We start from the raw sequence: 12,940 nt of genomic DNA, 5'->3' as shown, positions 1-12,940 counted from the left end.
GGGAAAGCCATGCTGTTTCAGGCAAGAGGGTTAATGGTGAAGCGGTGCGCTGGGGAGATTTGGGCTGGTCCGGTGAGCGTGTCGATGCCGGGCGATTGTGCCTGGCCCCTCACCCTAGCCCTCTCCCCGCAATGCAGGGAGAGGGGACTGCTCCGGCGTTTGCCGCGCATTCCCGCCCTGCACAAAAGGTAATGGACTCCCTCCCCCCGTCAAAACGGGGAGAGGGCTGGGGTGAGGGGCAGTATTCGAATGTCCTTAGGCGGCAATGCGTCGACCCGAGGTCGGAACGGTCAAAACGCTCGGAAGGTCAGGGTCGTCAGCGAGCGGATGATGCCGGGGATATTGGCGATGTGGTCGTTGATGAACTTGCCGATATCCTGCTCTTCGGCGATGTAGACCTTCATCAGCAGGTCGTATTCGCCGCTGGTGGAATAGAGTTCCGACACCAGCTCCGTCTGGTAGATTGCGTCGGCGACCTCATAGGTTTTACCCGGGGCGCATTGGAGCTGAACGAAAATAGGCTTCATGAGATTGTCCTGGTTCTTTCGGCGGCCGAAACGGCGGCCAGCGTTTCCCTATAATGCTCGAAAGCGCCGTGGCCACGCAAGTTTTTCTCCGGAGCCGGATGATTTTTGATCTGTTCGACCTAAAATCTGAATCCGCTCTGGAACCAAAGAAGTGGAGCATGATGTCGTCCGAAAACCGATCACGATTTCGGCATCATGTTCCGTCTACCGGATGTCGTTCTTGCCGCTTTCGCAATGGCAAGTGTAACGCTAGATTGCCGCGATTGCCTCTGTCGATTGGACCGATTTCATGCTGAATGATCCCCGTTCCCATGGCCTTTGGGAAAAGACTGCGCCCCAGCCGCCGGCGACAGAGCCGCTTGCCGGTCATGTTTCCGCCGATGTGGTCGTGGTCGGCGGCGGTTATACCGGATTATCTTCGGCGCTTCACCTTGCCGAAGCGGGCAGCAGCGTCGTGTTGCTGGAGGCCAACGAGATCGGCTTCGGCGGGGCAGGACGCAATGTCGGCCTCATCAATGCCGGCATGTGGGTGATGCCCGACGACCTTCCCGGAGAGCTCGGCGCCATTCATGGCGAGCGGCTTCTAGACCTTCTCGGCAATGCGCCGAGGCTGGTGATGGAGCTGATCGACAAGCATGGCATCGCCTGCGAGCTCGAGCGCAACGGCACGCTGCATTGCGCCGTTGGCCCGGCAGGCTTGAAGGAAATCGAGGAACGGGCGCGTCAGTGGGGCAAGCGCGGCGCGCCGGTGACGGTGCTCGATGCCAAGGAGACGGAGCGCCGCATTGGCAGCTCCGCCTATGCCGGCGCTCTGCTCGATATGCGTGCCGGCACGCTGCAGCCGCTTGCCTATGCGCGCGGCCTCGCTCATGCCGTGATCAAGGCCGGCGTTGCCATCTACACCGGCAGCCGGGTCGCTTCGACGGAAAAGAGCGGTACGAAATGGGTGGTATCGACCGACGCCGGCAAGGTCAGCGCCAATTGGATCGTCGTCGCGACAGATGCATACAGCACCGGCCCCTGGGAGCAGGTGCGAAACGAACAGGTGCATCTCCCCTACTTCAATTTTGCCACCGTGCCCCTTGGCGACAATCTTGCAAAATCGGTGCTGCCCGGCCGCGAAGGTGCATGGGATACCAAGGAAATCCTGTCGTCCTTCCGCATGGATCAGGCGGGTCGGTTGGTGTTCGGCAGCGTCGGGGCGCTGCGCAATACCGGCCTTTCTGTGCATAAGAACTGGGCGCGGCGATCGCTCAGGAAACTCTTCCCGCAGCTTGGCGAGATTCCCTTCGAATGCGAGTGGTACGGCAAGATCGGCATGACCGACAACGCGCTGCCGCGCTTCCACAAGTTCGCGCCCAATGTCGTTGGCTTCTCCGGCTACAATGGTCGCGGCATCGCGCCGGGTACCGTCTTCGGCAAGGTGCTTGCCGGCCATGTCCTCGGCCATATCCCTGAAGCAGATCTGCCGTTGCCGGTGACCGATGTCATCGAGCCGAGCTTCAGGACGGTGAAGGAAATGTGGTATGAGGCCGGCGCCCAGGCGGCGCATTTCGTCGGCGCCAGGGTTTAGAAGAACGAGCCACCGCCAAGCGAAGACCAAGCTGCCGATAACGATGGGACACAACGGAATGGCCGGCTCTTTGCTACATTGCGATGAGGGCGATGACATCGTAGAGAGTCTTCATCCCCCTCTGTCTTAAGGTTTCACATCATGCACCTGTCGCTCGCCGAAGCCGAAACGCTGGTCGTGGAGGCGCTGCAGCGTAACGGGGTGAGTGCGGAGAATGCCCGCTCCGTCGCGGTGGCATTGGCGGCGGCGGAAGCTGCCGGGCAGGGAGGCCACGGCCTGCGCCGCGTGCCCGCTTATGCCGGACAGGCCAAGGCCGGCAAGACCGATGGCCTCGCCGTGCCGAAAATGAGCAGACCATTCCCCGCCGTGCTGCGCATCGATGCCGGCAATGGCTACGCTTATCCCGCACTCGATCTGGCCGTTGCCGAGCTTCCGCATATTGCCCGCGAGCAGGGGATCGCGCTTGCGGCCATCAGCCGCTCGCACCATGCCGGCGTGATGGGCCTGACGGTGGAGCGCTTTGCCGATCTGGGGCTGGTGGCGCTGATGGTTGCCAATGCGCCGGCGGCCATGGCGCCCTGGGGCGGCAAGGCACCGGTCTTCGGCACCAATCCCATCGCCTTTGCCGCGCCGCTTCCTGGCAACGATCCGATCGTCATCGATCTCGCGCTTTCGAAAGTGGCGCGCGGCAAGGTGATGGCGGCGCGGCAGCAGGGTGCGCCCATTCCCGCAGGCTGGGCCTTCGACCGCGAGGGAAGGCCGACCACCGACGCCGAAGAGGCGCTTGCGGGGACGATGGTCCCAGCCGGCGATTCGAAAGGTGCGGCGTTGGCGCTGATGGTGGAAATTCTGGCAGCCGGCCTCACCGGCGCCAACTATGCCTTCGAGGCGTCGTCGCTCTTCGACGACAAGGGTGCGCCGCCGGCACTTGGCCATACGATCATAGCCATCAATCCAGCTGCTATGAGCGCCATCGACACGGCGCAGCGCCTGACCCTGCTTGCGAGCGAGATTACCCGGGATCCGGATGTTCGCTTACCCGGCCGGCGCGGGCAGACTTCACGGCGCCTTGCTCTGGCCGAAGGCATCACCGTCGAGGATGAGGTGATTGAGGCAATCAGGCGGCTTTGAGCGGCTGGCGATGATGATCAGGTGAATGTATTTTGCCGTGCGGCTAGATATGGCCCCTCAACCCTTATGCGGGAAGAGGGAGTCACCGTGGAAAACAAGGCACCGAATGCAACCAGCCAGTTGCCTGGCTTGATCGTTCCCTCTCCCGGCATGCGGGGAGAGTGTTAGGGTGAAGGGCTAAGTCCGAGCACTGAGACTGGCCGATGATCTTCAAGTCACGCGACAGCAGGCTTCTCGTCCAGCCAACCACCGGTGAAGCCGGCGCGTTCAAGGCCGGTGCGGAGGATTGGCGACTGGCGCATCAGGTTCCAGATCATGCCGGTGCGGGCATTTTCGATCATCATGACCAGCAGGCCCTGGTCGAGCGCGACCGAGCGGTCGTCCACCCAGCCTTCGGGGCCTGGACCATTGACGCTCGGATTGAAACCGCCGGGGAAGCGGCCGTCGAGCAGCAGGTTAGGATAGGTCGAAAGCAGCGCCTTCGTTCCGTCCAGCGCGGCCTGGCGGTCGAAGGGCAGACAGGACAGCGGGCCCCAAGGCGCGATCGTGCCGTCATCCGGTCCGAGCGGCGCGCCACGTGCGGCATAGCCCAGGAGTTTCGGAGCGTATCGCAGGCTATGTTTCGTGCCTGTCTGATTGGGGCCATCGCAGGCCGAAAGGCCCCAGATGTCCTTCCCATAATCGACAAAGTGGTTGGGATTGCGATCCGTATAGTCGCGCTGGACTGATATTGCCGTCTGCGTGTTGCGGAAGTAGTCGATGCCCTTGTCGGCAACGTGTTTGTCGCGGATATCGCGGAAATCGATCCAGGCGTGGGAGAAGAGGTGAATGAACAGCGGGCCGGCGTAAAGGTAAGGCGTTTCCTGGAAGGTCATCCAAGTATAGGTCGAGGCGAATGCGTCGTAGCTCGACGGCGGGATCGGGTGGGTCGGCGAGCCGAGCGCCAGGACATAGAGGAAGATCGCTTCGTCATAGCCCTGATAACGCCAGCGCAGGAAACCGCTTCCCGGCTTCCAGCCCATGCTGATCGTCGGCCCCTTGTTCAGCGCCCAGTGCCAATCGCAGCGTTCGTAGAGGAATTTCGCCTGTTTGCGGATATCCCGCTCGACCTGGCTATTGCCGGTGAAATAGGCTGCGGCCGTCAACACGCCGATCAGAAACAGCCCGCTGTCGATGGTCGAAAGCTCGCTGTTCCAGGCGCGCTTTCCGGTCTCCATGTAAAGGAAGTGGTAGTAGAAACCGCGATGGCCGGTGGCGCCGCGTTCGGTGCCCTGCTGGCTGTCAGCGAAGAAATCAAGCGTGGTCAGCACGCGCTTGGCGGCATCGGCCCGGCTGATCCAGCCGCGTTCGACGGCAACTGGATAGCTCGATAGCGCAAAGCCGACTGCGGCGATGCTGCAATGGCTCGTCTTGATTGATGTATCGGCCACCAGTCCATTTTCAGGATTGGTGTGAAGCATGAAATATTCGAACGCGGACCGTTGCAAGCGATCGATCAGTGCGTCGTCGGTTTCGTTTACCTGCTGCAGCATCGTCTATCCGTCTCCTCGGCGCTCCCATTTCCTGCTGAGCATGGGAGCTTGGATAGTTGCAAATCAAACATGGTTAATAATGCCACATATTTATGGAGGATTGTTTAAGATCAGGGTCTTATGCACCGCGCATCGTCTGGCTTCGCTATCGATCCCGTGACTTCAGCGGGCGCTTGGCCGTTTCGAGGCGGCCCAATTCGCCCGTTTTCAGACGGGATGCGATCACATGACGGGCGGTGATTCGGTCTGCTTTCCGGCAGAACTAGCTGAGCACAGCTTCCATTCTTTGCCTCAGCCTTGCGAGGGTTCTGCCGAAAATCGTGTCGTCGCCAAGGGCTCTGGCGAGTGTCAGTGCGCCCTGGATGCCGACGACGGCTTCTTCGGCAAGTGCTTTCGCCTCGTTGTTGCGCAGCCCTGCCTTGATCAGAGACCCGGCAAGCGCTTCGATCCAGCGGTGAAAATAGCCATGGATCATGCTTGTGAACCGATCGCGGGTTTCGTCGAGGGCGAAAGCGCCGATCAGGCATACACGGCGGCCGGAGCGGAAATAGCTGTCCGTCGTCTCCCACATGCGGGCGATGGCCGCGCGTGGCTCCTGCTCCTCGAGCGGTCTGAACATTTCGGTGACGAACCAAGCGTCGATATCGGCCATGATCTCCGCCGCCATCTGCTCCTTGCCCTCGGGAAAGAAGTGATAAAGGCTGCCCTTGGAGAGTTTTGTGCGGGCGGTGATCTCGCTCATCGACGCCCCCTCGTAGCCGAGTTCGCGAAAAACTTCGGCAACGAGGGCAACGGCATCAGATTTCTCGAAGACGGTGCGCGCCATCTCAGAGGCCGAGTTCCGAAAGGCCGGGATGATCGTCAGGCCTGGGGCCGAGCGGCCAATGGAACTTCCGGTCTTCTTCTTTGATCGGCATGTCGTTGATGGAGGCGAAGCGACGCTGCATCAGCCCGTCCACATCGAATTCCCAGTTTTCGTTGCCGTAGGAGCGGAACCAGTGGCCGCTATCGTCGCGCCATTCATAGGCAAAACGGACGGCGATGCGATTGCCGTCAAAGGCCCAGAGTTCCTTGATAAGGCGGTAGTCGAGTTCCCTTGCCCATTTGCGTGTCAGGAATTCGACGATTTCCTTGCGGCCGCGCGGGAATTCGGCGCGGTTCCGCCATAGGCTGTCTTCCGTGTAGACCTTGGAGACGCGCTCCGGATCGCGGCTGTTCCAGCCGTCTTCGGCCATGCGGACCTTGGCGATTGCTGTTTCAAGAGTGAATGGCGGGACAAGAGGGGCCGGCATGATGTGCTCCTTCTAAACCGATTGGTTTTTAATAGACCGATCGGTTTAGAAGGTCAAGCGGCGCGATTGGAGCTGGCGTGCCGGCTCAGCGTGCGAACTTCCTGGCGCCCGCGACGCAGCCGACGACGGCGATCGTTACGGCGAGCATGGACCAGCTGACGCTTTCCTTGAGCAGCGCGGCCGCAAGCGCAAAGCCGAAGAAAGGCTGCAGGAACTGCAGCTGACCGACGGCTGCGATGCCGCCCCGGGCGAGACCGCGATACCAGAAGACGAAGCCGATCAGCATGCTGAACAGCGAAACATAGGCAAGGCCGATCCAGGCCGGTCCGCCGATACCGATGACCGTATGCGGCATAGTGATGAGGCAGAGTGCGATCGTAACCGGCAGGGACAGGACGAGTGCCCAGCAGATGACCTGCCAGCCGCCGAGCCGGCGCGACAGAACCGCTCCTTCGGCATAGCCGAGGCCGCAGATGAGGACGGCTGCCAGCATCAAAAGATCGCCGACCGGTGAGGCCGACACGCCTTGGCTGAGTGCATAGCCGCTGACGAGCGCGCTGCCGATGGCGGAAAATATCCAGAAGGCAGGGCGTGGCCTTTCACCGCCACGCAAGACGCCGAAGATCGCGGTCGCCAGCGGCAGTAGTCCGATGAAGACGATGGAATGCGCCGAGGTTACATGCTTGAGCGCCAGCGCCGTCAACAAAGGAAAGCCGATGACGCAGCCAAGCGACACGATCGCCAAGGGCACGATATCGCCGCGCACGGGCCGTTTTTCGCGAAAGAGGAGTAGCAGGCCCAGACCGAGTAGCCCGGCGATGACCGCGCGGACAACGGTCAGGAACAGCGGATCGAAGTCCATGACGGCCACACGCGTCGCCGGCAGCGATCCGCTGAAGATCACCACTCCGATCAATCCATAGATCCATCCTGCCGTCGCCTTGTCCATTTACATGCTCCTTCTTGATCCCCCGCGGTATCCGAGAGTTCGACTAGCCAATCCAGAGACAGTGCAGTACAATTTTCGAGAACTGTTATGGGAATGGATGCAGTACGGATGGACAATCTGTCGGCAACATCAGCTCTTGGCGGCACCCGCATCGAGGGGGTGATGGCAGCGATCTCCGATCGAATCGCGGCTCGCAGCCTGATGCCGGGAGCGCGGCTTCCGTCGGTGAGAAGCTTTGCCAAGACGATGCAAGTATCGGTTTCCACCGTGGTCGAGGCCTATGAACGGCTTGCCGCCGAGGGCGTGATCCGTTCCCGGCCGGGCTCGGGCTTCTACGTGTGCGGCCCGCTGCCGCCGCTCTTGCTGTCCGAGGCTGACGCAAGTTCGGACCGCAATGTCGATCCGCTGTGGATTTCGCGACAATCGCTCGAGGTGGGCGATGATGTCCTGAAGCCCGGCTGCGGCTGGCTTCCGCCCGCCTGGCTGCCGCAGGCGGCATTGCGTCGGGCGCTGCGGACGCTGGCGCGGGGAGATGTCGGCGCGCTCGCCAATTACGGGACGCCGCTTGGCCTGCCTCCGCTGCGGCAGCTTCTGGCCCGGCGCCTCGGCGATCATGGCATTACGGTGCCGCCGGATCAGATCCTGTTGACGGAGTCCGGTACGCAAGCGATCGATCTGCTGTGCCGCTTCCTGCTTGAGCCGGGCGATACCGTGCTGGTGGACGATCCGTGCTATTTCAATTTCCATGCGCTGCTGCGTGCCCATCGCGCCAACGTCGTCACCGTGCCCTTCACGCCGACGGGGCCGGATGTCGCGCTGTTCGGTCAGGCGCTGGAGCGGCACAAACCGCGGCTCTACATCACCAACTCGGCCATTCACAATCCGACCGGTGCCGTGCTCTCGCCCGTGACGGCGCATCGCTTGCTGAAACTGGCGGATGCCTCCGATCTCATCATCATCGAGGACGATATCTTCGCCGACCTCGAAGATGTTGTGGCCCCCCGTCTTGCCGCCTATGACGGGCTCGACCGGGTGATCCATATCGGCAGCTTTTCGAAGACGCTCTCGGCCTCGGCGCGCTGTGGCTTCATCGCGGCGCGGCGGGATTGGATCGACGGTCTCGTCGATCTCAAGGTGGCAAGCAGCTTCAGCTGTGGGCAGTTGTCGGCCGAACTGGTCTATCTCGCGCTGAAAGACGGCAGCTACCGCAAGCATGTGGAGGCGCTACGCGTCAGGCTTGCCAAGACCATGAGCGAGGTGGCGACACGGCTGGAAGCCATCGGCATCGTGCCCTGGCTGAAACCGCAGGCCGGCATGTTTCTCTGGTGCGTTCTGCCCGGTGGAGTGAACGCGGCCGACGTCGCGCGCGCCTGCCTAGCCGAAGGCATTGTCCTTGCGCCGGGCAATGTCTTCAGCATGGCGGAGAATGCCGGCAGCTTCATGCGCTTCAACGTCGCGCAATCGACGGACGTCCGGATATTCGCCGTGCTTGAAGCATCGATGCGGAGGTTGCGCCAGCCGCCGCCGGGAGGTTGAAGGCGGATCGGGTTTCGCGGTGTTTCGAGGCCGCAGGGGCGGATGCTCTTGCCATCCGGAAATGATCCGTCATAGCTTTGCCACAAGGCCACGCCAATGGCGGCGGCATCTGCTACAGAATTTTCGGCTAAATGGGGTCGAACGTGCGCGTTTTGCTTGTTGAAGACGACAATATCCTGGGGTCCTCGCTCAAGAAGGCTCTGGAAAAGCACGCCTATGGCGTCGACTGGATGCGTGATGGCGAATCCGGCCTGGAGGCTGCCGAGCATTCGCATTTTGCGGCGATCGTCCTCGACATCAATCTTCCCAAGCTCAGCGGCATGGAGGTTTTGCGGCATATCCGCCAGCGCGGCAATTCGGTTCCGGTTCTTTTGCTGACTGCGCTCGATTCCGTGCGGCAGAAGGTGGAGGGTCTCGACGAGGGCGCCGACGATTATCTGGTGAAGCCGTTCGATCTCGACGAATTGCTGGCGCGTCTGCGCGCGCTCATCCGCCGGCGCGACGGCCGCACCGAAAGCGTCATCCGCTGCGGCGACGTGGAGGTCGATCCTTCCGCCATGGTCGCGCGCAAAGGCAGCACGCCGGTGCATACCACGGCCAAGGAGTTTCATCTGCTGAAGCTTTTGATGGAGCGCAGCGGCCGCTATGTGACGAAGAACGATATCGAATACGCGCTTTATGACGCCGAAAACACCGTCGAAAGCAACACGATCGAAGTGACGATCTACAATCTCAGAAAGAAGCTCGGTACCGATTTCATCAAGTCGATCCGCGGCGTAGGCTATATGATCGAGCGATGAACAACTCCACGCTTACCCGCAAGCTGTTTCTGCGCATCGCACCTGTCGTCGTGGTGACGATCGTCGTGATCGGCGCCTTCGCCTTCAACAGTGCGACGCGCGAGATCAACAATATCTACGACGCTCAGCTCATCGACGATGCCAATGTCATCTGGAGCCTGCTGCGCCACCCGCTGGAAAAGACGCCGGGGCATGCCGCGAAGCAGATCGACGATATCGACTTCAACATGGACAACCAGCTGGCCTTCAACGAGGACGCCGACGACTATGCCGACGCGCACATGTTTCGCGCCTGGGTCGACGGCAAGATCCGCTTCTATAGCAGCACCGCGTTCCTGTCCGATGTGCCGCAGCAGAAGGTAGGGTTCACGACGCTGACCTATGGCGGCGAGGATTGGCGTATCTACTCGCTGCCCATTCCGAACACGACGATCGTGATCGAACTCGGAGAAAAGATCGATCTGCGCGAGACACTTGTTTCCAACATTCTCCTCAATCTTTTCTTCCCGCTGCTGATCCTCGTGCCGGTCATCGGCTTTCTCATCTGGCTCGGCATCAACAGCGGCCTGCGCACCATTCACGGGCTGGTGCGGCAGATCCGTACCCGCTCGCCCGACGATCTCTCGGCCATTCCGGTCGAAAGCCTGCCGCGCGACCTGCTGCCGCTCGGCCGCTCGATCAACCAGCTGCTGGAAAAGCTCGGCCGCTCGCTGACGCTGGAGCGCCGTTTTTCAGATCTCGCCGCGCATCAGCTCCGTACGCCGCAGGCCAGTGTGAAGCTGCTTTTGCAGATGCTCGGCAACAGCGAAAACGAGCACGAGCGACAGGCGATCATTGCCGACCTCGTCGCGAGCAACAACAATGCCACGCATCTCATCGAGCAGCTCTTGCGGCTGGCAAGGGTAAGCCATCATCCGCTTAATCCGACCTCTGTGACACTTCATCATCTGGTGGCGTCGGTGCTTGCCGAATTCGGCAAGATCATCACGAGCCGTGAACTCGACGTTGTGCTCGAAGGCGATGAGACGGTCGAGGTCAAGACCGACGAATCCCTGATGCGCATGATGGTCACCAACCTGCTGGACAATGCGATCAAATATACCCCCGTCGGCGGGAAGATCAGGGTTGTTATTTCTGAGGATGACGGCGTCGGTCAGATCTCGATCAGCGATAGCGGGCCGGGCATCCCTATTCAGGAGCGCGAGGCGGTGTTCCAGAGGTTCTACCGGCTCAACACGCTTCAAACCGAAGGCGCCGGGCTCGGTCTTGCGATCGTCGCCGATACCGCGGACCGGCTTTCAGCGACGGTCGAGCTCTCTACGCCACGTTGGAGCAAAGGCCTGCAGGTAGACCTGAGATTGCTCGCGGGTTAACAATCAACTTACCATCGTTTTTCATTTTCGCTTCATTTTCCACTCATGCACGGCTCATCCGAGGTTGTTAGACGCAACTTGGGATAAGGCGAAAGGGTATTTCATGCAGGTGTTTTGCGATTTTGATGGAACCATATCCATCGAAGACGCGACGGATATGGTGTTGACGCGTTTCGCCGGTTCCGAGTGGGAAGATATCGAGCAGCTCTGGAAGCAGGGGCAGATCGGTTCGGGCGAATGTATGCGCCGCCAGATCGCTCTCATTCAGGCAAGCCGGGCGGAGCTCGACCAGTTTCTCGACACGGTGTCGATCGATCCGGGTTTCGAAGGCTTCCTGTCCTATTGCCGCAACGGCGAATTGCCCGTGACCGTCGTCAGCGACGGTGTGGACTATTTCATTCGCCGGATCTTGGCGCGCCACGGCATCAACGGCCTGCCGATCGTTGCCAATGTGCTGACCTGCAGCGTCACCCAGGGCCGCGAGGCCTATTCGCTGTTCCCGCCGTTCCAGGCGACGGGCTGCGTATCTGGCGCCGGCGTCTGCAAGTGCCGCGTTGTCGATAGCAACGACCTTCAGGTCTATATCGGCGACGGGCGGAGCGATTTCTGTGTTTCCGACAAGGTGGATCTTGTGTTCGCGAAGGCCAAGCTTGTCGACTACTGTGAAGAAAACGACATTCCATATGTCGGTTTCGAGGACTTTTCCGATCTGCTTCCAAAGATGGAAGCCGTTCTCCCGAGCGTCGAGCGACGCTCCCGTACGCTGCCGCACTTCAAGACAGCGTGAATTTGACCGAGAGGCATTGAATGAAAACGAATACAGCTGAAGCCTTCAGCGGCGAGACCGAGTCTCTCCGCTCCGAAGAGGAATTGCGCGCGCTTGAAGAGGCCTATTGCTCTCACGGCGATACGGTTCATTACACGGACAAGCCAAAATTCTTCGAAGGATGCGAAGGCTCCTTCGTCTATGATCGTACCGGAACGCCGTTCCTCGATCTGCAGATGTGGTACTCCGCCGTCAATTTCGGCTACCGCAACGAGCGTCTGAACGCTGCCGCTCATCGTCAGCTCGACGTGTTGCCGCAGGTCGCCTCGCAGTACCTGCATCGCGAGAAGGTCGAACTTGCCGCGATGATCGCCCAGGATGCCGAGCGCAAGTTCGGCCGCAAGGGCCGCGTTCACTTTAACGTCGGCGGCTCGCAGGCCGTTGAAGATTCGCTGAAGCTGGTGCGCAACTATACCGGCGGCAAGAGCCTGATGTTTGCCTTCGAGGGTGGCTATCACGGCCGTACGCTCGGCGCGTCTGCCATCACCTCGAGCTACCGTTATCGCCGCCGCTACGGCCATTTCGGCGACCGCGCTCAGTTCGTCGAGTTTCCTTACTACTTCCGCGGCCCGAAGGGCATGTCGAAGGAAGAATACGGCCACTATTGCGTCCAGAAGTTCGCCCGCCTGTTCGAAAGCGAATATAACGGCGTCTGGGATCCGAAGGCCGGCAAGTCCGAATATGCCGCTTTCTATATCGAGCCGATCCAGGGCACCGGCGGCTACGTCATTCCGCCGATGAACTTCTTCGTCGAACTAAAGAAGGTGCTCGACGATCACGGCATCCTGCTCGTCGTCGACGAAATCCAGATGGGCGTCTATCGTACCGGCAAGCTCTGGTCGATCGAGCACTTCGGCGTTTCGCCTGATGCGCTGATCTTCGGCAAGGCAATTACCAACGGTCTCAACCCGCTTTCCGGCGTCTGGGCCCGCGAAGAGATGATCAACCCGACCATCTTCCCGCCCGGCTCCACGCACTCGACCTTCGCCAGCAACCCGATGGGCACTGCCGTTGCGCTCGAAACGATGAAGATGCTGGAAGAGGAAGATTTCGGCGCCGCCGTCATGGAAAAGGGCGCTCATTTCCTCGACGGGCTGAAGCAGCTGCAGAAGCGCCACGCCATCGTCGGCGAAGTCGATGGTCTCGGCCTCGCACTGCGCATGGAAATCTGCGAAGAAGACAGCTACACGCCCAGCAAGGCGACGATGGACTGGATGTGCGACGAAGGCATGAAGGGCGACCTTCAGGTGGGCGGCAAGACCTACGGTCTCGTGCTCGATGTCGGCGGCTACCACAAGAACGTCATCACCTTCGCGCCGAACCTGCTCATCACCCGCGAAGAGATCGATCTGGCGCTTGCCCTGCTCGATCAGCTTCTAACGCGCGCTGCCCGGAGATAAG

General features: G+C 60.8%; 12 protein-coding genes. 7 read left to right on the top strand and 5 right to left on the bottom strand.

The annotated features are described in order from the left end of the window. Nucleotides 1-290: 290 nt before the first annotated feature. Complete coding sequence (locus GGD46_RS13155) at nt 291-527, bottom strand: Lrp/AsnC ligand binding domain-containing protein (RefSeq protein ID WP_004125824.1); 237 nt, start codon at nt 525-527, stop codon at nt 291-293. 289 nt (nt 528-816) lie between these two features. On the opposite strand from GGD46_RS13155, the gene GGD46_RS13150 reads away from it, so the two are divergent. Beyond that, nucleotides 817-2,100 carry an FAD-binding oxidoreductase gene (locus GGD46_RS13150; RefSeq protein WP_184704469.1) on the top strand — a complete coding sequence of 428 codons (1,284 nt, stop codon included), beginning with the start codon at nt 817-819 and terminating at the stop codon, nt 2,098-2,100. Between the two features lie 141 nt (nt 2,101-2,241). Further along, nucleotides 2,242-3,231: an Ldh family oxidoreductase gene (locus GGD46_RS13145; protein ID WP_184704468.1), complete on the top strand. Its 990-nt coding sequence runs from the start codon at nt 2,242-2,244 to the stop codon at nt 3,229-3,231. 215 nt (nt 3,232-3,446) lie between these two features. Here GGD46_RS13145 and GGD46_RS13140 read toward each other — a convergent pair whose 3' ends face one another. The 4 genes from GGD46_RS13140 to GGD46_RS13125 all read right to left on the bottom strand — a co-directional run bounded on the left by GGD46_RS13140 (nt 3,447) and on the right by GGD46_RS13125 (nt 7,004). Continuing rightward, a complete protein-coding gene (locus tag GGD46_RS13140) occupies nt 3,447-4,763 on the bottom strand; it encodes a glucoamylase family protein (protein WP_184704466.1) in 1,317 nt (438 codons plus the stop codon). 262 nt (nt 4,764-5,025) lie between these two features. Further along, nucleotides 5,026-5,589, bottom strand: a complete 564-nt coding sequence (locus GGD46_RS13135; RefSeq protein WP_184704463.1) for a TetR/AcrR family transcriptional regulator — start codon at nt 5,587-5,589, stop codon at nt 5,026-5,028. Between the two features lies 1 nt (nt 5,590). Continuing rightward, entirely contained in the window at nt 5,591-6,055 is a 465-nt protein-coding gene (locus GGD46_RS13130) for a DUF1348 family protein (RefSeq protein ID WP_184704461.1), read from the bottom strand. Nucleotides 6,056-6,140: 85 nt separating this feature from the next. Next, nucleotides 6,141-7,004, bottom strand: coding sequence for a DMT family transporter (locus GGD46_RS13125; RefSeq protein ID WP_184704459.1), 864 nt, complete (start codon nt 7,002-7,004; stop codon nt 6,141-6,143). Nucleotides 7,005-7,112: 108 nt separating this feature from the next. On the opposite strand from GGD46_RS13125, the gene GGD46_RS13120 reads away from it, so the two are divergent. From GGD46_RS13120 to GGD46_RS13100, 5 genes are all read left to right on the top strand, one after another. Next, complete coding sequence (locus tag GGD46_RS13120) at nt 7,113-8,540, top strand: PLP-dependent aminotransferase family protein (RefSeq protein ID WP_184704457.1); 1,428 nt, start codon at nt 7,113-7,115, stop codon at nt 8,538-8,540. Nucleotides 8,541-8,683: 143 nt separating this feature from the next. Next, nucleotides 8,684-9,340, top strand: coding sequence for a response regulator transcription factor (locus GGD46_RS13115; RefSeq protein ID WP_184704455.1), 657 nt, complete (start codon nt 8,684-8,686; stop codon nt 9,338-9,340). After that, nucleotides 9,337-10,713 carry a HAMP domain-containing sensor histidine kinase gene (locus GGD46_RS13110; protein ID WP_184704453.1) on the top strand — a complete coding sequence of 459 codons (1,377 nt, stop codon included), beginning with the start codon at nt 9,337-9,339 and terminating at the stop codon, nt 10,711-10,713. Before GGD46_RS13115 ends, GGD46_RS13110 begins: the two co-directional genes overlap by 4 nt. A 103-nt stretch (nt 10,714-10,816) precedes the next feature. Then, the gene (locus GGD46_RS13105) at nt 10,817-11,500 is read left to right on the top strand and encodes an MtnX-like HAD-IB family phosphatase (RefSeq protein WP_184704451.1); all 684 of its coding nucleotides are present in this window, start codon (nt 10,817-10,819) and stop codon (nt 11,498-11,500) included. 20 nt (nt 11,501-11,520) lie between these two features. Then, nucleotides 11,521-12,939, top strand: a complete 1,419-nt coding sequence (locus GGD46_RS13100; RefSeq protein ID WP_184704449.1) for an aspartate aminotransferase family protein — start codon at nt 11,521-11,523, stop codon at nt 12,937-12,939. Nucleotide 12,940 lies beyond the last annotated feature (1 nt).

Origin of the sequence: Martinezella lusitana, assembly GCF_014207095.1 — a bacterium.
GTDB classification, from domain to species: domain Bacteria; phylum Pseudomonadota; class Alphaproteobacteria; order Rhizobiales; family Rhizobiaceae; genus Rhizobium; species Rhizobium lusitanum_B.
The sequence above is the reverse complement of the archived record's forward strand: the minus strand, read 5'-3'. Positions and strand labels throughout refer to the sequence as shown.

What these genes read in the sequence shown, in the direction of transcription:
- GGD46_RS13145 (WP_184704468.1), top strand. Translation starts at nt 2,242, where the DNA reads ATGCACCTGTCGCTCGCCGAAGCCGAAACGCTGGTCGTGGAGGCGCTG.
- GGD46_RS13130 (WP_184704461.1), bottom strand. Translation starts at nt 6,055, where the DNA reads ATGCCGGCCCCTCTTGTCCCGCCATTCACTCTTGAAACAGCAATCGCC.
- GGD46_RS13100 (WP_184704449.1), top strand. Translation starts at nt 11,521, where the DNA reads ATGAAAACGAATACAGCTGAAGCCTTCAGCGGCGAGACCGAGTCTCTC.
- GGD46_RS13155 (WP_004125824.1), bottom strand. Translation starts at nt 527, where the DNA reads ATGAAGCCTATTTTCGTTCAGCTCCAATGCGCCCCGGGTAAAACCTAT.
- GGD46_RS13150 (WP_184704469.1), top strand. Translation starts at nt 817, where the DNA reads ATGCTGAATGATCCCCGTTCCCATGGCCTTTGGGAAAAGACTGCGCCC.
- GGD46_RS13120 (WP_184704457.1), top strand. Translation starts at nt 7,113, where the DNA reads ATGGACAATCTGTCGGCAACATCAGCTCTTGGCGGCACCCGCATCGAG.
- GGD46_RS13110 (WP_184704453.1), top strand. Translation starts at nt 9,337, where the DNA reads ATGAACAACTCCACGCTTACCCGCAAGCTGTTTCTGCGCATCGCACCT.
- GGD46_RS13140 (WP_184704466.1), bottom strand. Translation starts at nt 4,763, where the DNA reads ATGCTGCAGCAGGTAAACGAAACCGACGACGCACTGATCGATCGCTTG.
- GGD46_RS13135 (WP_184704463.1), bottom strand. Translation starts at nt 5,589, where the DNA reads ATGGCGCGCACCGTCTTCGAGAAATCTGATGCCGTTGCCCTCGTTGCC.
- GGD46_RS13125 (WP_184704459.1), bottom strand. Translation starts at nt 7,004, where the DNA reads ATGGACAAGGCGACGGCAGGATGGATCTATGGATTGATCGGAGTGGTG.
- GGD46_RS13105 (WP_184704451.1), top strand. Translation starts at nt 10,817, where the DNA reads ATGCAGGTGTTTTGCGATTTTGATGGAACCATATCCATCGAAGACGCG.